Here is a 23,972-nt window from a genome sequence, read left to right as displayed (position 1 = left end):
TATTAATATTCTACATGTTCATATCAGTTCCTCCTGGACAACCGAACTATATTTCAGTTAGGAGCAAATACTCATGAAATTTAAATCGGCTAAAATCAATGCTTTTCGCACTTGGGGACTGCTGCTTACCATGCTCGGAATGGGTCTAATGATCCTGGGAACAGCGGGTATTGTATTCTGGGGTTCGGCCGGAAAGGTTGTTGCTGCAATCGGCCTTGTCATTGGTTTGATCTCCATGATGGCCAGTCTGGCGATCTATTTTTGGGCCGGCATGCTTTCAACGAGTGCAGTCCAGGTAGAATGTCCAGAATGCCGCAAGCTGACTAAAATGCTGGGAAAAACGGACCGTTGTATGTTCTGCCATACCATCCTCACGATGGACCCCGCACAAGCAACGATCACTGCGGAGCAACTTGAAGGGCAGCAGTTAAAACATTAGCGAGTCATATTGCTGCATGAATCCGGCCAACCTTAGCCTCTCCTTCTTTTAAGTAAGTACAGATACTATTATAAAAAACCAGGGGTTCCCTAAGGGAACCCCTGTGCTATGTCTACAATAGATGCTGTCTATTCGCTAATCTCCTGCAACGTTTTCCACGCTTCCGGAACGGCAAAGCTGCGGTTCCAGGAACCTATGCCACCCAGCCCAAATGATTGAGCCAGTTCAACCCTCGCTTTTAACGACACCTTGTCTTCTATCCATATCTTGCGAAGAATTCCATCCTCCGTATACTCCACATAATTCTGTCCTGATTTCTTATCCAGCACAGGTGTCAGCTTCTTTTCGGCAAGGATTTCCTGAACGGCATTCATGCTGACAGCTTTGGAACTAACCTTGGTTTTTCCATCCACCTTGGTTTCCGACCAAATACGGGTATACAGAGGAATACCCAGAACCAGCTTCTCCGCAGGAACGTCGTCCTCCTCAAGGATGCGGCTTACAGCTTTCTCCACCCATGGAAGCGAAGCAACAGAACCTGCGGTAGGACTGGACGCCCAATGCTCATCATAAGCCATGACAATCAGGAAATCTGTAACTGAACCAAGTGCCTTACGGTCCAGAAAGAGCGACCACATCTCACTGTTTGATTTTGGAGTGACATCCATAGAAACAATGAGATTTTTGGCTTGAGCCATCGGCTTCAGCTCCCGCATGAACTGCGTAACGTTCTCTCCGTCCTTGGTGTAGACATTTTCAAAGTCGATATTTATTCCATCCAGACCGTAAAGATCAGCATATTCCAACATCTGCACGATCGTATTCATCCGCTTCTCATAGCTTGATAACGCCTGGGTGGTGAGATCAGCATTAAAGCTGTTGGTCAGTAGCCCCCAAACCTCTATCCCTTGCTTATGGGCCCACTGGACGTAGGCGCTGTCTGCTTTGCTGCGCACATTCCCTTTGGTATCGACAATTTCGAACCAGGTAGGACTGACAACATTGACCCCGGGAAGGTCGCCGAATTTGGCCGGGTTGGGCTTACGTTCATATACAGCTTCCCAGAAAAGATTCACCGGTTTGCCTTTCCAGCTGCGTTCCGCGCGCGAGGGAGTGACCGGTTTCACACCGACTTTCTTCTCCCCATTCTTGATAATATCATTTGCTTTGACATAGCCCGCGAATCCGCTGCTCATCTGCACATACAGCCATTTTTCATTGTCCGATTTCCAAATTCTCACCTCGGTTCCAGGGGACATGTCGGCAATAATCGGAGCATGGACGGTCGCCTTACTGCGCAGAGCTTTTGTTTTCCCGCCCTCTTCACCCTTGACTTTACCAAGCGGGACCGTTTCTCCAGCAGTCATCAAAAGAACAGCCCCGGTATCCTTGTCCTCTTCCACCTCAAAACCATACAAGTTTTCAAGCGTGTCCGCTGGCAGGTAGGTTACTCCGTTCTTTTCCTCTGGAGCCAGACGAAGCTGAAGCGGTTTGTTGTTCAGACTGGCAGCAGTTGTATTTTCTTGCATATATAAAAGCTCATTGTCTGTAGATAAAATAACGGATTTGGTCTCTTCTTCATAACGGATGGATGAATCTACATACTTCTGCAGCAGCGGAAGCGGCAAAAGCAGCGTATCTCCGGTACCTGAAGCGGAATAGTCGGTCAGCTCTCCTTTAACGAAAACAGGCTGTTCCAGACCTTTCCAATCGGGATCGGTGTGCAGACGGTTCGGCAAGACATAGAAAACTACCCAATAAGCTGCTGCGGCTATGATGACAAGGGCTAATAAACGGCGAAAAAGACCTCCGCGTTTCTTGACGCGTCTTTGTCTCTGTCTTGTATTCAAAATGTACCTCCAGATCACTAGTAGAATTAGAATGCGGTGAACCAATCTTAAGTATACGCTATCTCAGACTCTTTGGTTGCGTAAATCTGCTGGAAGGATTGGTCTTATCTGATAGGAACGCATGAAAAAAGTCATTGTAAATCAAGTAGAAACGGATACCGTCCTGCTAAGGACAGTATCCGTTTCAGCGAGAAATCGAAGGATGATTTATAGTGTGAAACATATAAATCCTTATATTTTCGAAAAAACGTGAGGATTCCGATACCGGATTCCTCACGTTAAAGAAATTCACACGATGCAGATTTAATGTGCTTTCTCGCCACAGCATTTGCAGACTCCATATAGCTCCATACGCAAACCATGGATTTTGAACCCTGTTGCCTGCTCAGCACGAAGCTCCACTTCATGCAGCGATGAATAGCTGAAGTCCTCAATCTTGCCGCATTCCTGGCAGATCACATGATAATGATCAGACACATTAGCATCAAAACGGCTGGAATTATCACCGTAGGTTAGCTCGCGGACCATACCTGCTTCCATAAACATCTTGAGGTTATTGTAAACCGTTGCTACACTCATGCTCGGAAACTGCGGCTCAAGCGCGCGGTAAATATCATCCGCCGTTGGATGATTCATTGCTTCCATCAAATACGAAAGAATCGCATGACGCTGGGGCGTAATACGGACACCGGTTGTCTTCAATTGTTCCAATGCATGTTGTACGCCACTACCCATCAATGCCACCGCCTTTAGTAAAGAACATAATAATAACTTTAAAGTAATTGTAAGACTGGACTTTCAATGTTGTCAACGCAGTCTGTATATTATATTCATTATTATATAATAAAAATTACTTAATTCAATATTTCCTCACATTTAGGTTGCTGTTTCCTTCGACATGCAGTTTAAACTCACCCGTGCCTACTTCTCCGGAGATGTTTTTTTTGTCGATGGTCAGCTCTGGTATATTCGAAATGATGTCTCCATAGCCGCTGGAGCCATCCATGGTGTAATTTCCTGACATAGGCAGGTACAGATCAATATCCCCCACAGCGCTATAGATATCCCAGTTGCCCCCGAGGTCGGAAGAGCGCACATCGATTTTGCCATTGAGAGACTCAGCATGCAGCTTCGATCTGGCCCCATTAATCTCCATGTTTCCGTTCTTGCTGGACAGGTCCACCTCATCTCTGCTTCCCATTGCCGATATATTGCCGACAGCAGTCGAAAGCTTGAGCGAACCCATTACATCCCAGGCTGCCATATCCCCGCCGCTTGTTGCCAAATCTACTGTGCCCTGAACCGTTCTGGCACGAACCGCACCATTTAGCGTCTTTCCTTTGACATTGCCAAAAATGCGGTGGAGAATCAATTCCCCATTCCCAGTCTCCAGATTAATGTTCTCTATGGCCTCCACATTCTGCAAGGTAATGCCACCATTCATCGTCCGCACTTCCAGGTTAAACCGGCGGTCTTCAGGCAACGAGATATCAAGGTCCATCCGAGGCTGACGTTTGCCGGAATCTCCATACGCCTTGCCCTTGGGGGTGATCTTGATGTTGGAACCTTCAGTTACTTCTACAAAGGACTGTTCTGAGATAGCCTCTGCGACTGCCCCTTCCAGTTGATCCACCCAAACGGTAGCTCCAATTTCGATATCCTCGACAGGTGCGCGATGAATGAGGATATCCCCGTTGATGCCATCCACTGTGATTTTGGAAGTGCTTAGTTCAACTGGAATCACGAATGGAGCTTTTTGGAACTTGCTTCCCTTGGCTTCGCCGTAATCCACAGCTGCAGCGGTCAAATTAAGACTCACCTTATTCCATAGATGCAAATAATGTTCCTGTTCTGAGACCATAAATACACAGGCTGCGAGCGCTACAGCGGATAGCAGTCCGCGCAAATCCATTCTTGAACGGGATCGCTTCCTCCCCTGTCCATGGCGCCGTGCGGAGAAGTAAATGAGCAGATACTCCATCCCCCAAAGTACCGCTATGATCGGCCACCATTTCAATAAGAACAGCATATTATCGGTTCCGTTTCTCCAGTCCAGGAACAACAAAATCCCAACCGATACCAGCAATATAGAAGCGGTGTACCTGCCCACCCGCCTGCTGCGCAATTCATTGCCGTTCTGCCAGGACAGCCCTTTGGTGATCTCCCGGATGGCTAACCCTATCCCACAAAATGTTAGCAGCGCTGCAATTGTTACACCAGCAGAATGCTCAATAAAATATTGCAGCCAGGATGGTTTTTGCCGGAAAAGAAAGAGTAGTGCCCCCCCTAGCAGCAGCATCAGCCCAAACGAAATCCCCGGTTCACTGACGAGACGGTGCCGTTTTCTGTTCGTTTCCGGGAGAGGGGACAATTCAGGGTCCAGCTCTCCGGGCAACCGCAAAAGACGGTCTGCCGACTGCAGCACATCAAACACATTGTAGAAATACAGTACCGGAATCATCAAAGCCAGCAGAATCAGCAGTGGAACATTAATCTGCATGCCGATCGATGAGAAGTAGAGCAGTGCAGCAATATCCAGCAGAATAATGAAAATAAAAGAAATGCCTTTACGAAGCAGCCCGAAGTAGATATGTCCAGTGCCCGGGATTAGCGCTGCCAAAAGTCCGGCAATGAATTTGCGTTTGCGGCGGGGACGGCGCTTCAGGCGCGGAGGAATCAAAGGCGATGTCTGTTCCTGTACGTCGTCTCCTGCCTGCGCGGCAGAACCATACTCCCCTTCCTCCTTGATGGGAAGCATAGTAGAATCATTGTGCTCGGGACTCATTTTGGGACTCCTCCTGTCATCGGGACTGTGGTTCTTGTTCATCAAAGCCGGCCGTTCCGGTGAAATTCGATTAATTCTACGCCAGGAGCCACTTCTTCTACTCCGGCTGGAATAAAACCATGTTTGGTATACAGTGTAACAGCAGGAACATTAAGCTTGCCTGTAGATACGATAAATTGCTCCATGTCCTGGTATAAATCAAAAATATATTCCAAAAGCTTACCCGCAACCCCCTGACGAAAAAAATCGGGATTCACCATCATTCGGGTCACTGTCAGCTTGCCCGGCGATTCTTCAAGAACGGCAACAGCCCCCATTAAATCCCCATGATCATCGAAACTGCCATAGAAAAGTTCTTCTGAGCGGCTCAGCATGTCTCTGGTCTCCATGAGCGGCGGGATTTCATGGAACCCTATAATCTCTGCTTCCAGCCTGTAAGCCTTGTGTTGAAGGCTCCACAGCTCACTGAGCGTACCCCCGTTCTGCAGATCTAGCTTCATTATTTTGTTCATCCGCACATTCCCCTTATATGCCGCGAAAGGCCTGCCGTTGCCGACAAGCCCTAGCGCTTATGCTTCAAATGTATATTACCCCGAAAGCGGGTAAACTCAGCTGTTCAATACTTCTGCGAGCAGCGTGTTTACGAGTCCCGGATTCGCTTTTCCTTTGCTTTCTTTCATAACCTGTCCCACAAGGAAACCAATCGCCTTTTGTTTGCCCGCCTTATAATCCTCAACGGATTGGGGATTGGCAGCTACAACCGCTTCAACGATCTGCTTGATCGCTCCCTCATCGCTGATTTGAACGAGACCCTTCTCTTCAACGATTGCCGCTGGAAGCTTGCCGCTCTCTAGCATTTCTTTGAAGACGGTCTTAGCAATTTTGCTGCTGATGGTTCCACCTGAGATCAGACCGATCATTTCACCCAGTCCTTGCGGTGTAATTTTCACTTGGGACAATTCCAAACCGCCACCGTTCAAGTAGGCCAGTAAATCACCCATCATCCAGTTGGCAACCGCTTTGGCATCCTTAGTAAAGGCAAGACTGCCTTCGAAGAAATCAGCCAGTGGCTTGGAGGAAGTCAGGACACCCGCATCGTAGGCTGTAAGGCCATATTGATCGGTGTAACGGCTCTGCCGTGCATCCGGCAGTTCCGGAATGGTGGCCCGAATCGACTCTTTCCAGGCATCATCAATATGCAGCACAATCAGGTCAGGGTCCGGGAAGTAGCGGTAATCATGAGCCTCTTCCTTGCCACGCATGGACAAAGTCTTGCCCTGAGCTTCGTCCCAGCGGCGGGTCTCCTGAATCACAATACCACCGTCGTCCAGAATCTCTCCCTGACGGAATTGTTCATACTCCAGACCCCGGAGCACACCGCGGAAGGAGTTCATATTCTTAAGCTCTGCGCGGATGCCAAATTCCGCCTGGCCTTCCGGCCGCAGGCTGATGTTAGCATCACAGCGCATCGAGCCCTCTTCCATCTTCACATCGGATACGTCGCAATACTGCATAATCGCTCGTATTTTCTCGAGATAGGCGCGAGCCTCCTCCGGTGAGCGCAAATCCGGCTCGGAGACAATCTCGATCAGAGGTGTTCCCACACGGTTGAAGTCAACCAATGAAGCAAAACCGCCATCAACGTGGGTCAGCTTACCTGCGTCCTCTTCCAGGTGCAGACGGGTGATGCCAATCCGCTTGGTCTCTCCGTTTACCTCGATATCGATCCAGCCGTTCAGGCCTATAGGCTGGTCATACTGCGAAATTTGGTAAGCCTTGGGTGAATCGGGATAGAAGTAGTTTTTGCGGTCAAATTTGCTGACGTCACCAATCGTACAGTTCAGTGCCATCGCTGCTTTCATGGCATACTCCACCGCCTGACGGTTCAGTACCGGCAGAACACCGGGATGTCCCAGACAGACAGGGCAGGTATGTGTATTGGGCGGAGCTCCGAATTCTGTGGAGCAGCCGCAGAAGATTTTGGACTTGGTATGAAGCTCCACGTGAACTTCCAGTCCGATGACTGTTTCGTATTTAGCCATATCTATTCTCATTCCCTTAAATGTTTTGTGAGCCTATACTCCAGTGAGTATCTTCATGCAATACCTGCTTCTGAAGTCCTGGCTTCAAAGACTGCACTTACAGCTGCGGACACTCTCTGTGGTAATCTGTATTTTGTTCAAAAGCATGCGCGACGCGCAGAACTGTACTCTCATCAAATTCTTTACCGATAATTTGCAGGCCTACAGGAAGTCCCTCGGCAAATCCACAGGGAATGCTGACGGCAGGAATGCCAGCCAGACTAACCGGAATAGTCAAAATATCATTCAGATACATAGTCAGCGGATCTTCCGTCTGCGAGCCCAGCTTGAAGGCGGTGGTTGGCGCAGTTGGTCCAATGACTACATCATACTTTTTAAAGACTTCGTCAAAGTCCTGTTTAATCAATGTACGCACCTTCTGCGCCTTCAAATAATAAGCGTCATAATAGCCTGAGCTGAGTGCATAGGTACCAAGCATAATCCGGCGCTTAACCTCTGCTCCAAAGCCTTGGCTACGGGAGTTGTGGTACAGATCAAGCAGACCTCCTCCATCATCCACTCGTGCACCGTAACGCACGCCGTCAAAGCGGGCCAGATTGGAGGAAGCTTCAGAAGAAGCAAGAAGATAATAGGCTGCCACCGCATATTCGGTATGCGGCAGAGAGACCTCTTCCCACACTGCGCCAAGGTCTTCCAGCACTTTCAGTGCGGACAGTACCTTCTCGCGGATAGAAGCATCTACACCTTCACCGATATATTCCTTCGGCACAGCGATCCGCAGTCCCGAGATATCGCCTGTGAGGGAGCTGAGATAGTCAGGAATATCAACTTTGGCCGAGGTGGAGTCCTGAGCGTCATAGCCGGCAATGGCCTGAAGCACATAAGCAGAGTCTTCCACATTTCGTGTGATCGGGCCGATCTGGTCCAGTGATGACGCAAATGCTACCAGACCATATCGTGACACTAGACCGTAAGTAGGCTTAAGGCCGACTACTCCGCAATACGAAGCGGGTTGGCGTATGGAGCCGCCGGTATCGGAGCCCAGAGCAAACAATACTTCTCCGGCAGCCACCGCTGCTGCAGATCCGCCACTGGAGCCGCCGGGTACACGCTCCAAATCCCAGGGGTTACGAACCGGGCCGAAAGAAGAGTTTTCATTGGAGCCGCCCATGGCGAACTCGTCCATATTCAGCTTCCCGATCGTAACAGCATCAGCCTGACGCAGCTTGGAAACAACAGTGGCGTCATAAATCGGCTGGAAATTGGAGAGGAATTGACTGGCACATGTTGTGCGTAGCCCTTTGGTAACAATATTATCCTTAATTCCAGCTGGAAGGCCAAACAGCAGTCCGCGGGCTGCTCCAGAAGCCAGCTTGTCATCAAGCGTCCGCGCCGAAGCGCGTGCCCCCTCTTCATTTAAAGTCAAAAATGCATGCACCTTCCCATCACGCTCAGCGATGGCAGCCAGTGATTGTTCGGTCAGTTCACTAACTGAAATCTCTTTGCTGTGCAGCATGTTATGTAATTCAGGTAATCGATATTGAAACAGGCTCAACATTCTTCCTCCTTTCTCTATAGTTATTCCAGAACTGCGGGAACTTTGAAATGTCCGTCTTCAGCTTCCGGTGCATTAAGCAGCGCTTCCTCTTGAGACAGGCTCTCCTTCACCACATCGTCACGCATCACATTGCTAACTTGCAATACATGGGTTGTCGGCTTTACATTTTCTGTGTCAAGCTCATTCAGTTTCTCAGCATATTGTAAAATCGCATTCATCTGTTCAGTAAAGGTTGCCTCTTCTTCCGGGCTTAATTGCAGGCGGGCCAGCTTGGCCACATGCTGCACATCTTTGATGGTAATGCTCATTAGAAATATCCCTCCTGTTTAAAGGGCTAAAGCGCCCGGATAACGTGTTAATTATATTGTAGAAGCCTCTACAATTCAATGTGCTTGTGCGCTTCCTCCTAATTCACCGCTTATGCAGCATGTTAAACTGGAGCGATCAGAAATAGCTTCGGCTTGCCAAAACAGTGAAAAGGATGATCTCCGATGCAAATAACTCTATGCTCCATTTCCTCCAGGCTGGAACAATATGACACTGAATTGCTAGTATCCCGTCAGGATTGTACCGTTATATATGGGGTGGAACTGAACACGGAACGCCTGACTTTACTGGATCCCGGAGTTCTTTATATCACCAGCTCCGAAGAGAGTCTTGGGCTGCTCTTAGACAGCGACTGCATCAATATTCTGTATGCCGCACCCTGTGCAGCCGCAGCCAATGACGCGCTGAACCGCTGTTCCGACCTGCCTGTTGCCAAGAACCTCATCCTGCTGCGGAATGCCGCCTGCGGTGCAGCCGTATATCACGAGCTTAGAGATCTGCTGTATGCCTGGCGGAGGTTTAATACTAATTGTGAAAAATTACACAATATGTTATTGCAGGGCTGCGACTTGCAGAAGCTTCTCGATGAAGCCTATGGGATGCTGGAGAACCCCTTTGCCTTATGCGATATGTCCTTCACTCTTATTGCAACACCTCGCCAATTGAAGCAGGATGCACCCGTTGCGGAATTTCTTGCAACCTATGACGGCAAAGGCGGGTTCAGTTCCTGCTACGACGTGTACCGAAACAAACGACGGTTCGAAATGGTCAACCTAAACGACTACCCGCAGTTGATCATTGAACATGAGATCGATAACTACGCCTATATGATTTCCAACATTCGGATCAACGGCCAGCTGGCAGCTTTTATCTCCGTGTTCGAATACGAGCGCCCGTTCCATGAATTTGATTATGAGCTTGTCGCCGTTCTCTGCAAAATGGTCAGCCTGGAAATGCAGAAGGACAGCTTCCTGAGCAATGCCAGCGGGAAATATGACGAGTATCTGCTGTATCATCTTCTGGAGAAGGATTCTCTGCCGAACCCTATTCCGGAATTGAGCCGCCTGTCCTCGGCTACCTCTAAGGCTAGTGGCTGCTATATGCTTGTCATCTCCATCCGGGACTACGAACGGGAGAATACCATGCTGCAATTTCTCAGCAAAAAGCTGGAGGAAATTCTGCCCGGAGCCATAACACTCATCTATAAAGGCTGCATTATCGCCGCAGCAACGCGATGCAGCAGCAGACGTTTGCTGCCGGAAGATCTGCAGGATCTGCAGACACTCCTATTGGCCCACAGTCTGCAATGCGGCATCAGCCAACGCTTCAACTGTCTTTCGGAAGTCCGCCCACACTATCAGCAGGCGCGGAAGGCACTGAAGCTCGGCTCTACACTTCACAAAGGAGAAGTCCTCTATTTCTATGAGAAATATGTGCTCTACGACCTGCTAGAGCTCTCAACATCCGTAGAGAAGCTGCGAACACACTGCCATCCGGCGCTGGCTGTGCTGCTGGAATATGACAGCCAGTACAATACATGCTTCACCACAACGCTGTACTGCTATTTGCAGAATGTCTGCAATCAATCCAAGACTGCACAAGCTCTTCATATCCAGCGCAGCACGCTGGTATACCGGATCAAAAAAATCCAGGAAATTGCCGACATTCAATTAGGAGACGCTGAGCTTGGGCTGCATCTGGGCATGTCTTTTAAAATGTTGGAGTTAGCAGGAGACTGGAAGAACGGGGACAGATATGCCAAAAAACCGGGACAAGGTGCGTCCCGATTCTGGCAGGGGCATGTATAGCCCCTTATTGTAACTAAGTTATTGAATACTTGCGGCGTAACCGGAAGCATTCTCGCCGGCCATCCGTCCCGAAATGTAGGCAAAGCCCAAGGTTCCACCTTCAAACATCACATAGCTGCTGGAGTACACGCCTCCCGCATCGCTTCCGGCTACCCACAGACCCGGAATCACCTTCTCATTGTCATCAACCGCCTGGATATTCTGGTTGACCTTGACTCCGCCAAGAGTCGTTAGTGTACGTGTCATGATATTAACTGCATAGTAAGGCCCTTTATCCAGCTTGCTTAAATACTTGGGATCTTTGTAAAAATCGCTGTCTTTGCCAGCGTTGGCCATTTGCGCGTATCGTTTGGCCGTAGACTCGAAGACAGTCTTGCTCATGCCCGCCTTCTCTCCAAGCTCACCAAAGGTCTCGCCTTTGACCACAGCCCCGGCTGCAATTCCTTCCTCCAAAAAAGGAGTCAGGTCATAAGGTGTCTCCTGGAACTTGTTCAGCGCTACCGTATTGACCGGCTCATTAAATTCTTTGAAGGCCTGCGGATCATTCTTCCAGGTGCCGTAAATGTCAGCAATAGACACAAAGCCCTTCTGCTTGATCTGATCAACAGTCCCCTGGTCAAAAACGATCCAGGCCGCTCCGCCCGGCTGTTCATACAGCGCGTTCCCTGCCGCAGCATACTCAAAGATCACCTCTTCGTTTGTAAAACGCTCACCGTTGTTATTTACCCAGAGAAACGGATAACTTCCCACTGTCCATATATCGGAAGCATGCTTCATGGCCAGTCCCTTCTCTGTACCGTTCAGGAAAAAGAACTGCCCGACATCTGTACCCAGTTCAGCCGCCCCGGCTTTCCAGGCCATGTTGATTCCATCCCCCGTAGCTGAGGCAATGGAGCCAAGTGGCGCTTTGTCGCCCAGATACTGCTTCATCATCTTGGCATTGGCGGCATAACCGCCGGTAGCCAGCACAACGGACTTAGCGGAAATCACCAGCTTGGTGCCATCCGTTTGTGTAGCATTCACACCGATTACAGCACCTTTATCGTCAATAATCAGCGATTCGCCTTTTGTATCGAATAGAATCTTCCCGCCCTTTTTCTCAATCGACTTATGCAGGGCACCGATCGCTGCCGAACCGCCGTCCACGTAGCCGACGAATGCCTTAGGGTCACCCTTATGCACCGGCTGTCCACCTACACCCGGATCAATCAGCGTAAATTTAGCACCGTTCTCCATGAGCCAGTCTACCGTGCTGCCTGATTTGCTGATCACTTCACGGACCAGACGGCTGTTGGCCTTATAATTGCTCGTCTCCATATATTGGTCATACAGCCACTGCGAACAATCCGGCAGATTTTCCGCTTGCTGCAGCTTACTGCCCGTAGTGAACATTCCCCCAGCCATTGTGCCTGCACCGGCCGGTACCGAAGTCTTCTCCAACAGCAGCACACTACTACCTGCTTCTGCTGCGGCTAACGCCGCGGCAGTTCCCGAAGCTCCAGCACCAACCACCACAACGTCGAAGGCCATGTTCTGCACCTCGCCACCCTTCTTCTCCTGCTTCACCAGCAGCACTGCCGGATCGGCACCCGCCTGCTTGACACAGTCCTGCACTGCCTCAATAATGGCTTTGCTCGCTAGCGACGCACCCGAAACAGCATCGACAGCCAAAGATTGGTTATCAACAATCCGCTGGGGAATTTTCTCATTTGCGGCATCACCAACCCCTGCCGTTTCCGAGCTCTCCGTAACCTTCACCGAGACAATAGCAGTTTCACTGAATACTGTCTCTACCGTTATCAATCCGTTATGGCCCTTAGCTGATCCGGTATAGGTTCCCGGCTTGTATGTAACTACTGCTGCGTTTCCTGTGGCCACCTGATCAGCCTTTCCTTCTGTCTTTGCGGCCGCTGTTGTACCGTCCTCCTGCTGTGCAGAAGCCGCAGGAATCACCTGTTCTCCAGCCTTTTCACCTTTACAACCGGCGATACTAACAATCATCAACATACATAACAGCACACAAAGTGCGCTCCTGAAAGCTTTCATTTGTTTATCTCCCCCTGGCAGTCTGTCGGTCCCCGCCCACTGCTGAAAGCAGGCTTCACCCGTAGTGGTGTCCGTTCGCTGTAAGCGTAGCATAGCTGCTACGGACGGGATAAGGAGCAAACTGTTCTAAAAAAGGGAGAGAATTTGATACATATTGCTGAATATATGAACTGTTATTGTGTAACAAGTAGAAACGGCCTCGCCGGTCTCTGTAAGAAGAGCGTATACTTCCGAAGCAGCGATGCTCTATATATCAAAAAATTAAACACGAAATACAAAAAAACCGGCTTTCGCCGGTTTTCCTTAAATCCAAGCGCGAAGATTCACCTGTTTGATGAAATCCGCCTGGGACAGGCTTTCCTTAGTGGTTGTCTCTGTCTCTACTGCTTCCACTTCTTCGCCATTCATCAAATGATGAAACAGCTTCTCGTTGTGCGTGGACAAAGCATAGTCTATCAATGCTTCATGCGTTGCACTTTCAGCCTGAGCTGCCAGCAACTGCTCTTCCGCTTCGACATCCTCAGCTGTAACATAGAAATTTCTGTTGGCCTGCGGAACACGGATGACGTAATCAAACGCATTGTCAGGATTACGGTCATAAGCAATCAGGTAGCCATAGTCTCCGATAGGAAGACTCTGCTCGAAAGCGTCCGCGACAATGACAATCTTCTCACCTAAACGCAGCATCGCCCTACCTCCTGACCTGGAATCTTTCATAACTCTTACTTGTTCCAACAGTCTACTAAAAAAAGATAGAGCTGTCCAGCACCAGCAAGCGGGTTCAGCTGTTTTTTTGCAGATAACATTCTAGAAACCGATTAAATTCGTCAAATTTCGCATGCTATTATCAATCCGGTAGTTTATTCCTGCGAATCAGGAGGGATGCGGCGGCAAGGCATACTACGATCAGAACACCTGCAGAACACGCAGGCCCCCAGGTACCGCCTCTTCCTTCTGTAATGATTGCAGCAGACTGGGCAGTTAGCGCCGCGGGTGTCCAACCTAGCTGCGATGGCAGCAGGCTATGGGCCAGCGACATCGCCGCTGCAGACCCCAAGCCCAGAAACGCAGCCGCTGGTCCGCGCAGCCACGCGCTGAACATCAGCGTCAGCGAAACAGCGCACAGCAGCCACAGCCCGTATAACCCGGCTCCTGCACATAACCTGCCCCAGGAAAGAGGACCCATCAACTGCTCTGTATAATAGGCCGCTCCTGCTACGCCCAGTCCAAGAGCAACAATAAGAGTAGTCAGTTGGGCAGCCCACTTGGCCGAGACGATAGCTGCGGGGGCCACCGGCTTGACCATCAGCATCTCTATAGTCCCTCCGCTCCGTTCACCTGCCAGACTGTTCATTACGCCCAGCACGAGTATCAGCATACCGATGGTACCATATTGACCAAGTGTCTGTGCCATTACCATAGCCGCTCCCGGCATCTCATAGCCCTCCAGCATTCCAGGCGGCACATTCCCGGATGCTTTGAGGATCTCAGGCATGTAATAGGTTGTGAGCGGCTGCATAATACCAAGAATCATAAATACTACCGGGACCCAAATCAGTTTATAGCTGCGCAGGGCCTCCAACATTTCTTTATGGTATAGCGTCCATACCTTCCTCATGCCCCCACCACCTTCATGAACAAGTCCTCAAGGGTGGAAGAGCCTGCTTCGAATTGAAGCAATGAAATGTCCAGGCTTGCGGCTTCCTGAAGAATAGTCCGGCGTGCCAGTTCCATATCACTGACATTCAGGGTAGCAGACCCGGAGTAGATCACGGACTGCTCAACAAAGGATCTGTGTGCAAGATCTTGCAGCCACCCCAGTGCCTTCTCATCCATTCCCGTACTCAAGCGAATCACAGGCAGGCTGTATTGTGAGCGCAGCCGGGATAGCGTTCCCTGCTCTGCTATTAAACCATGATTCATCAGGATAATATCGTCACATATTTCTTCGGCGTCATGCAGGACGTGGGTAGAAAAAATAATGGTGGTCTCCTCCCGGATCCCCCGCAGCAGCTCCATAACTTCCCGGCGTCCAATAGGATCAAGGGCAGAAACCGGTTCATCCAGAAGCAGCAGCCGGGGACGGTGAACCAACGCCTGGGCAAGACCAAGCCGCTGCTTCATCCCACCGGAATATCCCGCGATCTTGCGGCGGGATACGTCCTTCAAACCTACGTGTTCCAGCGCATCCGCCGCAAGTCTCCCGGCTTCGCTAGAAGAGATACCGCAAAGTTTCGCAGCAAAAACAACATACTCCTGCCCGCTCATCCAGCTGTAAAATGCCGGAGATTGCGGCAAATAACCCAGCAGACTGCGGTAATCCACACCGCTGCCGCCATCAAAAGAAATCAACCCTGAGCTTGGCTGCAACAGACCGGCCAGCATACGCAGGGTGGTGGTCTTTCCTGCACCGTTGGGGCCTAGTAAAGCTACACATTTCCCTGCTTCAATATCAAAAGAGATTCCGTCCACTGAGGTATGCTCTCCATAGACTTTGCGTAAATTTGCAACTTGTAGCAGCGGCATCAGCTTTCTTTCCTTCCTATCGTAAAATAGGCCACGCTGCCCAGGAGATTGCCAAAAATCAATATTATAACCCACAGCCACTTAGGTCCCCGTGTCCGTTCTGCCTTAGCCAAAGAAATTAAGCCGATTATGGCCAACACTGCCTGCAGTACAAGCAGCGGCCAAATTAAACCCCATTTGATTTCATCCATGAGTACACCCACCCCTTAAATTCTTCTCCGGAACCACAGTCCGGCTGATCAAGGCTTCCTATTTGCTTTTCTCCAGTCAAAATAGACCACAAACAACAGATAACAAATGAGCGGTGTAGGAATTCCGGTTAACCCCCATAAGCCCCAGAACCAGGCCACTTTGCCTCGGCCACGCTTCTGTGCATTCCTAAAGAGCAAGGTGCCCTGGAGCAGCAGTGCCACAGCCAGACAACCCCACAACCAATAAGGCACTTCCTGCAGTTCATTCACTCTTTTGTGTCCTCCCGCCGAAGCCTAAACCGCATAACCGCCAAGCCCCCAAGCGCGGCAACCGGAAATGCCGCCTGAAGGATCCAGTACGTTACTGGTGCAAACCCCAAGCTAAACAGGACAACGCTCACCAAGAACAGCCCTACTAGCAAAAATCTCTGAAACTCTCTGCGGCTCTGGCGTTGCCTGCGGAGAGCTTCATCAGCGATTAGCTGCTCCAGTCCGGGCAAGGATGGTGGCGATATATCATCGAACTGTGCGTCAAGCCGAGCAAGGTCTGACGATAGCATCCGAAGTAATTCTTCATTATTCTCCTTCTTCATCCTCACTAAGCTCCTTCCGCAGTTGATTTAGCCCTGATGCTACCCGAGATTTGGCAGTGCCGGAAGGGATCTGCAAAATCTCAGCAATCTCTTCATACCCATAACCGTAATAATGCTTGAGCAGTACTGCCATGCGCTGAGCGGAGGTCAGGCGTGAGAGTGCATCAAGGACCTCACTCCACTCCATATTCCGGCTCTCAAAACGCCAGCGGATGGACCTTACTCCCTCTTCCTGCCGTTTCCATTGCATCTCCAGCTTCCAGCGGCGCTTCCTGTCGATATACAGACGGGTAGCAATGGTAATCAGCCATGAGGAAAAAGAAGAAGCTCCGTTATAGGCAGCAATCTTCTCCATGCATCGGACCATGGTATCCTGGGCAAGCTCTTCCGCAAGCGAGGGGTCCATGGTTGCCTTGATCAGATATTTGTAGAGAAAGGCATAATGATCCCGCAGTAGCACAGCCAGCGCGGAAGCATCGCCTTGCTGCGCTCTGATGATCCTATCGTGCGTCCCGTCGCTCATCTGCTCCTCCATCTGTAAACGTTCATTCCTATGTAATACGAATATGTAAAGTGAATCGTTCATTCGCCATCTGAATTATTTTGCAGCTCCCACAATCTACGCCGCCAGGGCTGAACCGCACCCTTACCGTGCGGGAAGCTCCAGAAGAGACATTCCCGCTTCTCCTGCTCTTCCGTAATAGATACTGGTACCGGATATTCTTCCCCGGTGTGTACTTTCTGTTCAATTTTTTTCATGATCCCGTCCCCTAGCACCCTTTCCCCTTAAAAATAGACAAAAAAAGAACGCAAACCGGGATTATTCCACAGTCTGCGTGCTTCGCGAGGTTAAATGTTACATTTAATTAACATTATTGTAGCAACTTTGTAGTCTCTTGTCCATCAGTATTTTCCCGCTTATTGTCGATTGGGCGCGAGGCAGAACACTACATGGGGACATAAGGATTACGGAGCCGCTCAAAACCGATCGTTGTCCGTGGCCCATGGCCGGGAAATACTCTGACTTCCTCATCCAGCCGGTATAATTTCCCCCGGATGGAATCAATAAGATCACGTTCCCGGCCTCCAGGCAAATCGGTACGTCCTACTCCCAGCTTAAAGAGTACGTCTCCGGAAAAAAGATCATTTCCGCAGAGGAAGCTGACGCTGCCCGGAGAATGACCAGGCGTATGCATGACACGGAAAGTAAGCCCCAGAAGCGTAAGTACCTGCCCCTCTGCCAGATCATACTCGGCAGGTTCTGTGCTAATGGGTGGTGTGACATCCGGCCACATGAGGGAGCCGTTCAGCTTGGGACTGCCCAGCCACTCACTCTCCATAGGATGCAGGTACACGGGACATTTCTTGGCTTTGCGGATCTCATCAAGCCCGGCGATATGATCAAAGTGGGCATGGGTGAGCAGAACAGCCTCAATCTCCATTCCTTCAGCAGCCCGCAGAAGGGCTGCCGGATTGGCACCGGGGTCAATAATAATGCCACGTCCGGGGTCCGCTCCGGTAAGCAAATAAGCATTTGTCTGAAGTGATCCCAAATTATATGAACGAATATTAAGCATCGCTTCTTAGAATCCGGAGATCAGGCTACGCAGTTCCTTGGCGATTACTGCGTGCGATTCCGTTCCTTCCCCGTAGGCTTGGCCCATCGCCTTGCGAACTTCGGCAATTTTGCTCTCGTAGTCAGGAGCCTCGCGGTCAGGATTCTCTTGTTTGAACGCTCTCATCAGCGACTGCACATGCTCTGGACGGGGTCCCCAATGACCCAGCACATAACCGCCTGTATCGGCAAAAATCACGATTGGCACGGATCTGCCGCCCATGGTTAGATAATCATCCATAACGTCCTGATTTTCTTCCACAATCAGCACTTCGGTTCGGATGCCTGCTGTTTCCAGAATACGGAACACGACCGGCACATTGCGTACAACATCTCCACACCAATCCGCAGCGAGTATCAGTACCCGAAGGTCATCCCGGTGGTTCAAACTTTCAAAGTACTCCCGGTCGTCTGCATCTTCCCAGGCGAATTTTTCATACCATGATTCGAATACCTGCTGGTTCTTCGTCATGCCTTCCACGAACTGGCGCGGAGTAAGGCCTTGACCGAATTTAGGGGCTACATTCTGCTTCATACTGCACTACCTTTCTTCTTGGATTTGTACCATTTGAACAGGAAGTATATAACAATGACAGCAAGGGCCGCAAGAATAAGCTCGTTCGTATATTTGGCAGCTACTTCATCAATTGTTTTCCATCTGTCGCCAAGCGTATAACCCAAATAGACAAACAGCGCACTCCATGGAATTACGGCAAGCGTGGTCAACAAGGTGAACTTGGCCAGCGGCATGCGCGAGATCCCGGCTGGAACGGATATGGCATGGCGCACAACCGGAATGAACCTGGCCGTGAAGATAACACCGGTGCCATACTTATTGAACCATTCCTCGGAATGATCAATATGCTTTTTCTTGATAAAAATGTACTTCCCGTATTTCTCCAGAACGGGTCTGCCGCCATAACGGCCAATCCAGTATACAAATATCTGGGCCACAACTCCGCCTACCGTACCGAAGAGCACCGCGCCGAAATAATTAATCTCTCCTTGCGAGACCAGATAACCGCCATAGGCCAGTACAATTTCACTTGGGATAACCTCAATCATAAGTCCGATCATAATCCCGAAATACCCAAGACTCTGAATCCATTCAAATAACTGCGAGATCAGATCAGAAATAACATGCAAATGCAGCTCCTCCTCCCGTTTTTTTCGCGGAATTCGCTTTACGTTCTATAGATTTTTAGCGATTCCACTCTATGTACCCAGCTTCTCCTAGCCTATTCTAGCATATGCGGGCTTACGACTTCTACTTAAGGGAAACTGAAAACCTTTCTGGCAAGTGAAAACGGCTTCGCCGTCCTTTTTAGGGACGGAATCCGTTTCAGCGAGAAATAGAAGGATGATTTATAGCGTGAAACATATAAATCCTTATATTTCAAGAAGAAATCAATGTTGCAGCTCCGGTATGAAAATGCCCATTGACATTTCAATCCTAAAAGAAATATTATATATTTAGATAATTATTTAAATATCGAAAGGCCAGGTGAATGATGAACGAATCCTTCAAAGCGCTGGCTGACCCAACCCGGAGACAGATTCTACGGCTGCTTAGGGAAAAGGATCGTACTGCCGGGGAGATCGCCGATTATTTTAACATGTCAAAGCCCAGTATCTCACATCATCTTAATGCCCTGAAACATGCGGGACTGGTACAGGACGAACGTCAGGGGCAATTTATTCTGTATTCGCTCGATACGACTGTGCTGGAAGAGGTGCTCGGCTGGTTCCTTGAGTTTACGGGTACGGGAAAAGAGAGTGAAACGCCAAGCAGTACAGAACCCAAGCCAAAGCAGAGTAAAGAGAAAAACAAGGAGGTTGATTGATGATGAAGGATTTCAAATGGAAATGGCAGGACACGATGATTGTGATTCTAGGTGTTCTCTCACTGGGTTATGCACTGGTCAATTACAGCAGGCTGCCCGACCAGCTCCCTGCCCATTTCAGCATCAGCGGTGAGGTTAACTCGTACTGGAGCAAAGGTTCCATTATCGCCTTGACGGGCTTTATGGGGCTGGTTTTCCCGTTCGCGATGCAGTTCATCCGCAATATTGATCCAAAGAAAGAGAATTACAGTAAATTTCAAACTGCCTACAAAATGATTCGTCTAGTGATCGCAGCTGTGTTCGATGCCATGCTCATTCTGAACGTCTCTTATGGTCTGGATCAAAGCATTCCTGCCGGAAAAATTGCTATGGTCGTTCTGGGCTTGCTGTTTGTTGTAGTCGGCAACTTTATGCCCCAGATCCGGGACAACTATTTCACAGGCATCCGCACAGCCTGGACGCTGGCCAGCCCGGAGGTATGGCGGAAGACACACCGTTTCTCCGGTAGAATGTGGATGATCGGCGGTCTGCTGATCGTGCTGGGAGCATTTTTACCCAAAAACTTGTCTATGAGTATGATTATTGCAGCACTGGTGATTGCCATCTTACTGCCTTTGGCGTATTCGTGGCTGATCTCTCCCCGCAGTAGAGCTTAAGAACAGGAGATACAACTTCTTAGAATAAAGCAACCCACGCTGTGCTGCCGTCCCTGATAAGGAAGGAATTGGGTAACGGCATGATTTCACAAGATTAAGACTTTGGTTCAGGCAACGCGTCTGCCCGCTTACAAACGGATTGCCATCTCCAAATGCCAGGCTTCAGAACGTACTCCCTTCAGCCGAAGGCCTAAGCCTTCGGCTTCTTGTACATTGCCAAAACGGCGGTCATTGTGTTGAATTCCCTTCCCACTCTCCCGTTCCCCCAACAGACGGTACTGCCGCAGCAGCTCCAAACCGGCTTCCGCACTCTGGCGCGCGCTTGTCCAGTCCCCCTCCCGGAGTCTGCGTACACTCATGTCCAGCATTCCTTCTGCCGCTTCTATGCGTTTGGCCGCATTAAAAACATCAAGTTGCTGGCCTCTTCGCACCCAGTACATTGCCGTTCCCGGATGCTCCCCTTCCAAAGCCCGTTTTGCCAGCTCCCACTTCAAAGCAGCATTCTCTGGGGAGTACTTCAGACTCTTCAAAATCAGGTCACGACCCTGGTTCCCTGGAAGCATGCGGGATAAAGCGGCAGCTGTCATGGGATCACGAGGATTCCACTGCAGGGATTGCCGCAGTAGAACAATTCTCTCTCTATTCTGCGAGGTGCCAGCCGCCTGCTTATATAGTGTTTCCCCTTTCATCGCTTGGAAGGAAAGGATGAAAAGTGCCAGCGCCACACTGAAAAGCAGTGCGGCCGCCGCAGCAGGCCTTCCCGGTCCGCCAGGAACGGGTGGCGGTTCAGCGGATGCGGGGAGCTGTGGCGGTTCGCCTGCGACAACGCTGTGAAGCTTCTCGGCCCGGGCAAGCGCTGGCAGCAGGAACAGCAGCAGCCACATGAGGCCGTAGCTCCAGTCAAAATCGACGGCGCTGTGCAGGGCAAGCGCCAGCAGGGACGGCAACAGCCTGGGCGCTGCTGCTGCCACCAGCCATCCTGCTGCGATCAGCAGCAGCAGGAGAATGGCAAGGCCGACGCCTCCCAGGTTCAACAGGAGGTCGAGGTATCCATTGTGCACCTGGCTGCCCACATAGGGGCGGGACTGGGCGGCGAGATACGAGCTCCGCCAAGTCCCGCCCCCGCGTCCCAGCCAGGGTGCCTCTGCCGCGAGCTTCCAGGCATCGCGGTAGAGCAGCCCGCGAGCGGCGACCGTCGATGACGGTCCGGTTATCCGCTCGCGTACCTGCAAGAGGACGGCGCTGCCCGCCGCCGTCCACATCACCGCCGCCAGAGCCACCCTGGCGGCGCAGCCCCCGCCTGCCGCGACTCGCCGGCGGCAGCACAGCCACGCGCCGCCAAGCAGCGCGGCGCCCCACAGCCCGGCCAGCAGCAGCAGGCCGGGTGCAGGCTCTACCGCCAGCCCGGCACGGGCCAGCTGGCGGTAGAACAGCGCCGCAGCAGCCATAGGCGCGGCGCCGGCAAGCAGAAGCGGCGCGCAGAGCTGCCGCTTCCAGAGCAGGACCGCGGCGCCGGCGAAGGCCGCGGACAACCACGCGCCGCGCGACTCGCTGAGGAGCAGCGCGGCGGCATAAGGGAACAGCGGCAGCATGCCATACACTCCAGTAGCTACGGACTGTTTGATCGCTGATGGCCTGGACTTAGCCGATTCCATCAGGGAAGCAGCAGCAAACAGGCGCTCCAGCAGGAAAACAGCCATCACTGCTCCAAACGTATTCGGATACTCGAGCAGACCTGCCAGTCTGGCGCCTGTGGCGCTGACTTCAGGCGCTGAAGTATATGCTACCGCATAGGGGAGCTTGAACCCGGCACATACTGCAAACAATGCGCTTAAACTGATGGCCATTCCCATCGCATGCCACATCGCCCCCAGAAGCCGGGCACCCTGCCGGTATCCCGCACAGAAATAGGCCAGTACGGCAAAAGAAGCATACAATCCCCAGCGGAGCAGCTCATCCAGTGTCCCCTGCGCAGATATAGGCCCCCGCAGCCCTGTCCATGCATAAAGAACAAGGATGGCCAGCGGACAGCCCAGCAGGGTCAAAGCGGCCTTTTTCACCACAGGGCCCCCGGATTCTTGACCTCTTCCGTCAGTCCTCTTGTGCAATTCAAATACAGCCAGCACCGGGGCGACAAGAAGCCCGCACAGTGCAAACCACACCGTGAGAAACGGATATATCTCCCCGGTAAAAAACAGCCCCCTCAACAGACAGGCTGCCACCCCCGCAGTAAATACCGTACCTGCACAAACATACACTATATTCAGCTCCGGGCTGTTCAGCCGCTTATTCCACCGCATTCGAATTTCTCCTGTATGAATCAAGTTACCTTTAGTATTTCCAGATTTAGTCTGAAACAAAAGATAACGTAGCTGAATATCCGGATCATCTATAGCGGGGCCATGTTAATCCATAAATTTAAAACAGGACGGTTGTTCCCTCCGGGAACCATCCGTCCTGTCATGGTATTAACTATTCATCCTATTAAAGGGTTTAACCCTCCAGGCTGCTTTTTATCGGCAGCAGATCAGTGCAGGCGCGTTCAAGATACGGTTCCGCACCAAGAAAGTCACGGAATGCACTGTATTCGCGCCATTTGGCGGCATTGTCTCCGCTTGCGCTTTTGACAGCGCGGATCAGGATGTTCTTCGGCGTATGTTCCATATCGATGAACTCCAGCAGTTGTGTCCGGTAACCCATGAGGTCCAGGAGCTTCGCCCGGATCGCGTCGGTAGCGAGGGCGGAGAAGCGTTCTTTCAGAATTCCGTGCGACAGCAGCGGATTCAGCACCTCACTTTCGATCTGGGCAAACAGCTCGTGCTGGCAGCAGGGAACTGACAGGATCACCGATGCGCCCCAGCGGACGGCTTTTTCCAGTGCAGCATCAGTAGCCGTATCGCAGGCATGAAGTGTTACGACCATATCGACCTGATCCAGCTCGTTATAGTCCGCAATATCACCAACCAGGAAGCGTAGCTTGTCGTAGCCGAGCCTTGACGCAAGCGCGCTGCAATGCTCAATGACATCGGCTTTGAGATCGAGTCCGACAATGTTCAGCTCCCGCTGCTCGCGGATGGCCAGATAATGATACAAGGCAAAGGTCAAATAGGATTTGCCGCAGCCAAAATCAACAATGGTCAATGGACGGCCAGCCGGCAGATCGTTAAGCACATCCTCCACCATCTCCAGGAACCTGTTGATCTGGCGGAACTTGTCGTATTTCTTAGCCAGCACCTTTCCTTCGCTGTTCATAATGCCCAGCTCCACCAGAAACGGCACAGGTTCTCCTTCATCCAGCACATACCGCTTGCGGCGGTTATGGGCCAAGTCCGGAGCCTCCTGCTTGCTCGGCGATTTGGTCAGAATCGAAACCTTGTACTTTTTACTGATCAACACTTGATAATCTGCCTCAATGGTACAGAGCAGTCCTTGGCGGAACGTCTCTCTCAGCAATGACATCAATTCCTCCGCAGCAGCCTCAGCCGGAATATTGCGGTGTTCAACCTTGGGACCGGTATAATAGGCAAACTGATAATTCAGCTTGCCCTTTAATTCCACAGGTTTCACCTGAACCTTGGTGTAGGGGGTCTCGCCTTTGCTGCGCAGCTGGCTAAGAGTTGCCGTAATCAGAGTACGGCCGCTTATGACTTGTTCAATCAATGCATTCAAAGATTCCACAGGGTACATCTCAC

The 23,972-nt window shown here is 50.9% G+C and carries 25 protein-coding genes; 4 read left to right on the top strand and 21 right to left on the bottom strand.

Annotated elements, in window-relative coordinates:
- Nucleotides 1-73 precede the first annotated feature (73 nt).
- A complete protein-coding gene (locus tag A3842_RS28570) occupies nt 74-439 on the top strand; it encodes a DUF2614 family zinc ribbon-containing protein (RefSeq protein ID WP_074084950.1) in 366 nt (121 codons plus the stop codon).
- A gap of 128 nt (nt 440-567) precedes the next feature.
- Here A3842_RS28570 and A3842_RS28565 read toward each other — a convergent pair whose 3' ends face one another.
- The 7 genes from A3842_RS28565 to gatC form a co-directional block, all read right to left on the bottom strand.
- The gene (locus A3842_RS28565; protein WP_074103546.1) at nt 568-2,289 is read right to left on the bottom strand and encodes a glycosyl hydrolase family 18 protein; all 1,722 of its coding nucleotides are present in this window, start codon (nt 2,287-2,289) and stop codon (nt 568-570) included.
- 303 nt (nt 2,290-2,592) lie between these two features.
- Nucleotides 2,593-3,024 carry a peroxide-responsive transcriptional repressor PerR gene (gene perR / locus A3842_RS28560; protein ID WP_074084952.1) on the bottom strand — a complete coding sequence of 144 codons (432 nt, stop codon included), beginning with the start codon at nt 3,022-3,024 and terminating at the stop codon, nt 2,593-2,595.
- Nucleotides 3,025-3,148: 124 nt separating this feature from the next.
- Nucleotides 3,149-5,074, bottom strand: coding sequence for a DUF4097 family beta strand repeat-containing protein (locus A3842_RS28555; protein WP_256701910.1), 1,926 nt, complete (start codon nt 5,072-5,074; stop codon nt 3,149-3,151).
- A gap of 41 nt (nt 5,075-5,115) precedes the next feature.
- Nucleotides 5,116-5,586, bottom strand: coding sequence for a GNAT family N-acetyltransferase (locus A3842_RS28550; protein WP_074103545.1), 471 nt, complete (start codon nt 5,584-5,586; stop codon nt 5,116-5,118).
- 96 nt (nt 5,587-5,682) lie between these two features.
- Nucleotides 5,683-7,116, bottom strand: coding sequence for an Asp-tRNA(Asn)/Glu-tRNA(Gln) amidotransferase subunit GatB (gatB, locus tag A3842_RS28545; protein WP_178381968.1), 1,434 nt, complete (start codon nt 7,114-7,116; stop codon nt 5,683-5,685).
- Between the two features lie 97 nt (nt 7,117-7,213).
- On the bottom strand, nt 7,214-8,671 hold the full coding sequence (gene gatA / locus A3842_RS28540; protein ID WP_074103544.1) for an Asp-tRNA(Asn)/Glu-tRNA(Gln) amidotransferase subunit GatA: 1,458 nt from the start codon (nt 8,669-8,671) through the stop codon (nt 7,214-7,216).
- A 23-nt stretch (nt 8,672-8,694) separates the two neighbouring features.
- On the bottom strand, nt 8,695-8,982 hold the full coding sequence (gene gatC, locus A3842_RS28535) for an Asp-tRNA(Asn)/Glu-tRNA(Gln) amidotransferase subunit GatC (protein WP_074084956.1): 288 nt from the start codon (nt 8,980-8,982) through the stop codon (nt 8,695-8,697).
- 183 nt (nt 8,983-9,165) lie between these two features.
- On the opposite strand from gatC, the gene A3842_RS28530 reads away from it, so the two are divergent.
- Complete coding sequence (locus A3842_RS28530; RefSeq protein ID WP_074103543.1) at nt 9,166-10,809, top strand: PucR family transcriptional regulator; 1,644 nt, start codon at nt 9,166-9,168, stop codon at nt 10,807-10,809.
- A gap of 18 nt (nt 10,810-10,827) precedes the next feature.
- Here A3842_RS28530 and A3842_RS28525 read toward each other — a convergent pair whose 3' ends face one another.
- The 12 genes from A3842_RS28525 to uptA form a co-directional block, all read right to left on the bottom strand.
- Complete coding sequence (locus A3842_RS28525; RefSeq protein WP_074103542.1) at nt 10,828-12,855, bottom strand: FAD-dependent oxidoreductase; 2,028 nt, start codon at nt 12,853-12,855, stop codon at nt 10,828-10,830.
- A gap of 303 nt (nt 12,856-13,158) precedes the next feature.
- On the bottom strand, nt 13,159-13,542 hold the full coding sequence (locus A3842_RS28520) for an ATPase (protein ID WP_074084959.1): 384 nt from the start codon (nt 13,540-13,542) through the stop codon (nt 13,159-13,161).
- 160 nt (nt 13,543-13,702) lie between these two features.
- A complete protein-coding gene (locus tag A3842_RS28515; RefSeq protein ID WP_074103541.1) occupies nt 13,703-14,473 on the bottom strand; it encodes an ABC transporter permease in 771 nt (256 codons plus the stop codon).
- On the bottom strand, nt 14,470-15,381 hold the full coding sequence (locus tag A3842_RS28510) for an ABC transporter ATP-binding protein (protein ID WP_074103540.1): 912 nt from the start codon (nt 15,379-15,381) through the stop codon (nt 14,470-14,472). Before A3842_RS28510 ends, A3842_RS28515 begins: the two co-directional genes overlap by 4 nt.
- Nucleotides 15,381-15,572: a PLD nuclease N-terminal domain-containing protein gene (locus tag A3842_RS28505; protein ID WP_074084962.1), complete on the bottom strand. Its 192-nt coding sequence runs from the start codon at nt 15,570-15,572 to the stop codon at nt 15,381-15,383. The genes A3842_RS28510 and A3842_RS28505 overlap by 1 nt, the downstream gene beginning before the upstream one ends.
- Nucleotides 15,573-15,620: 48 nt before the next feature.
- Nucleotides 15,621-15,842 (bottom strand): hypothetical protein, encoded by a 222-nt coding sequence (locus tag A3842_RS28500; protein ID WP_074084963.1) that lies wholly within the window; start codon nt 15,840-15,842, stop codon nt 15,621-15,623.
- Complete coding sequence (locus tag A3842_RS28495) at nt 15,839-16,132, bottom strand: YxlC family protein (protein ID WP_143186392.1); 294 nt, start codon at nt 16,130-16,132, stop codon at nt 15,839-15,841. Before A3842_RS28495 ends, A3842_RS28500 begins: the two co-directional genes overlap by 4 nt.
- A 16-nt stretch (nt 16,133-16,148) precedes the next feature.
- Entirely contained in the window at nt 16,149-16,688 is a 540-nt protein-coding gene (sigY, locus tag A3842_RS28490) for an RNA polymerase sigma factor SigY (protein WP_083609777.1), read from the bottom strand.
- Nucleotides 16,689-16,747: 59 nt separating this feature from the next.
- Nucleotides 16,748-16,924: a hypothetical protein gene (locus A3842_RS32760; protein WP_167374681.1), complete on the bottom strand. Its 177-nt coding sequence runs from the start codon at nt 16,922-16,924 to the stop codon at nt 16,748-16,750.
- A 188-nt stretch (nt 16,925-17,112) separates the two neighbouring features.
- Entirely contained in the window at nt 17,113-17,742 is a 630-nt protein-coding gene (locus A3842_RS28485) for an MBL fold metallo-hydrolase (protein WP_074084966.1), read from the bottom strand.
- Between the two features lie 6 nt (nt 17,743-17,748).
- Nucleotides 17,749-18,315, bottom strand: a complete 567-nt coding sequence (locus A3842_RS28480) for a thioredoxin family protein (RefSeq protein ID WP_074084967.1) — start codon at nt 18,313-18,315, stop codon at nt 17,749-17,751.
- Nucleotides 18,312-18,926 carry an undecaprenyl phosphate transporter UptA gene (gene uptA / locus A3842_RS28475; RefSeq protein WP_074103537.1) on the bottom strand — a complete coding sequence of 205 codons (615 nt, stop codon included), beginning with the start codon at nt 18,924-18,926 and terminating at the stop codon, nt 18,312-18,314. Before uptA ends, A3842_RS28480 begins: the two co-directional genes overlap by 4 nt.
- Nucleotides 18,927-19,291: 365 nt before the next feature.
- Here uptA and A3842_RS28470 point away from each other — a divergent pair, with 365 nt between their 5' ends.
- Both A3842_RS28470 and A3842_RS28465 read left to right on the top strand, forming a co-directional pair.
- Entirely contained in the window at nt 19,292-19,624 is a 333-nt protein-coding gene (locus A3842_RS28470) for an autorepressor SdpR family transcription factor (RefSeq protein ID WP_074085078.1), read from the top strand.
- A gap of 2 nt (nt 19,625-19,626) precedes the next feature.
- Nucleotides 19,627-20,280, top strand: coding sequence for an SdpI family protein (locus tag A3842_RS28465; RefSeq protein WP_178382429.1), 654 nt, complete (start codon nt 19,627-19,629; stop codon nt 20,278-20,280).
- Between the two features lie 128 nt (nt 20,281-20,408).
- Here A3842_RS28465 and A3842_RS28460 read toward each other — a convergent pair whose 3' ends face one another.
- Nucleotides 20,409-22,580: an O-antigen ligase family protein gene (locus tag A3842_RS28460; RefSeq protein ID WP_074103535.1), complete on the bottom strand. Its 2,172-nt coding sequence runs from the start codon at nt 22,578-22,580 to the stop codon at nt 20,409-20,411.
- Between the two features lie 193 nt (nt 22,581-22,773).
- Nucleotides 22,774-23,967 (bottom strand): class I SAM-dependent methyltransferase, encoded by a 1,194-nt coding sequence (locus A3842_RS28455; protein ID WP_074084971.1) that lies wholly within the window; start codon nt 23,965-23,967, stop codon nt 22,774-22,776.
- Nucleotides 23,968-23,972 lie beyond the last annotated feature (5 nt).

It is taken from the genome of Paenibacillus sp. P3E (assembly GCF_001909045.1).
In the GTDB taxonomy this organism is placed as follows: Bacteria; Bacillota; Bacilli; order Paenibacillales; family Paenibacillaceae; genus Paenibacillus_AQ; species Paenibacillus_AQ helianthi.
This window is presented reverse-complemented; position numbering and strand designations above follow the sequence as displayed.

Coding starts and splice junctions, on each gene's coding strand:
- A3842_RS28510 (WP_074103540.1), bottom strand. CDS start 15,381: ATGCCGCTGCTACAAGTTGCAAATTTACGCAAAGTCTATGGAGAGCAT.
- A3842_RS28520 (WP_074084959.1), bottom strand. CDS start 13,542: ATGCTGCGTTTAGGTGAGAAGATTGTCATTGTCGCGGACGCTTTCGAG.
- perR (WP_074084952.1), bottom strand. CDS start 3,024: ATGGGTAGTGGCGTACAACATGCATTGGAACAATTGAAGACAACCGGT.
- A3842_RS28465 (WP_178382429.1), top strand. CDS start 19,627: ATGAAGGATTTCAAATGGAAATGGCAGGACACGATGATTGTGATTCTA.
- gatB (WP_178381968.1), bottom strand. CDS start 7,116: ATGGCTAAATACGAAACAGTCATCGGACTGGAAGTTCACGTGGAGCTT.
- A3842_RS32760 (WP_167374681.1), bottom strand. CDS start 16,924: ATGAAAAAAATTGAACAGAAAGTACACACCGGGGAAGAATATCCGGTA.
- A3842_RS28470 (WP_074085078.1), top strand. CDS start 19,292: ATGAACGAATCCTTCAAAGCGCTGGCTGACCCAACCCGGAGACAGATT.
- A3842_RS28495 (WP_143186392.1), bottom strand. CDS start 16,132: ATGCTATCGTCAGACCTTGCTCGGCTTGACGCACAGTTCGATGATATA.
- gatC (WP_074084956.1), bottom strand. CDS start 8,982: ATGAGCATTACCATCAAAGATGTGCAGCATGTGGCCAAGCTGGCCCGC.
- A3842_RS28515 (WP_074103541.1), bottom strand. CDS start 14,473: ATGAGGAAGGTATGGACGCTATACCATAAAGAAATGTTGGAGGCCCTG.
- sigY (WP_083609777.1), bottom strand. CDS start 16,688: ATGAGCGACGGGACGCACGATAGGATCATCAGAGCGCAGCAAGGCGAT.
- A3842_RS28505 (WP_074084962.1), bottom strand. CDS start 15,572: ATGGATGAAATCAAATGGGGTTTAATTTGGCCGCTGCTTGTACTGCAG.
- A3842_RS28485 (WP_074084966.1), bottom strand. CDS start 17,742: ATGCTTAATATTCGTTCATATAATTTGGGATCACTTCAGACAAATGCT.
- A3842_RS28480 (WP_074084967.1), bottom strand. CDS start 18,315: ATGAAGCAGAATGTAGCCCCTAAATTCGGTCAAGGCCTTACTCCGCGC.
- A3842_RS28525 (WP_074103542.1), bottom strand. CDS start 12,855: ATGAAAGCTTTCAGGAGCGCACTTTGTGTGCTGTTATGTATGTTGATG.
- A3842_RS28455 (WP_074084971.1), bottom strand. CDS start 23,967: ATGTACCCTGTGGAATCTTTGAATGCATTGATTGAACAAGTCATAAGC.
- A3842_RS28570 (WP_074084950.1), top strand. CDS start 74: ATGAAATTTAAATCGGCTAAAATCAATGCTTTTCGCACTTGGGGACTG.
- A3842_RS28550 (WP_074103545.1), bottom strand. CDS start 5,586: ATGAACAAAATAATGAAGCTAGATCTGCAGAACGGGGGTACGCTCAGT.
- A3842_RS28555 (WP_256701910.1), bottom strand. CDS start 5,074: ATGAGTCCCGAGCACAATGATTCTACTATGCTTCCCATCAAGGAGGAA.
- A3842_RS28460 (WP_074103535.1), bottom strand. CDS start 22,580: ATGCGGTGGAATAAGCGGCTGAACAGCCCGGAGCTGAATATAGTGTAT.
- A3842_RS28530 (WP_074103543.1), top strand. CDS start 9,166: ATGCAAATAACTCTATGCTCCATTTCCTCCAGGCTGGAACAATATGAC.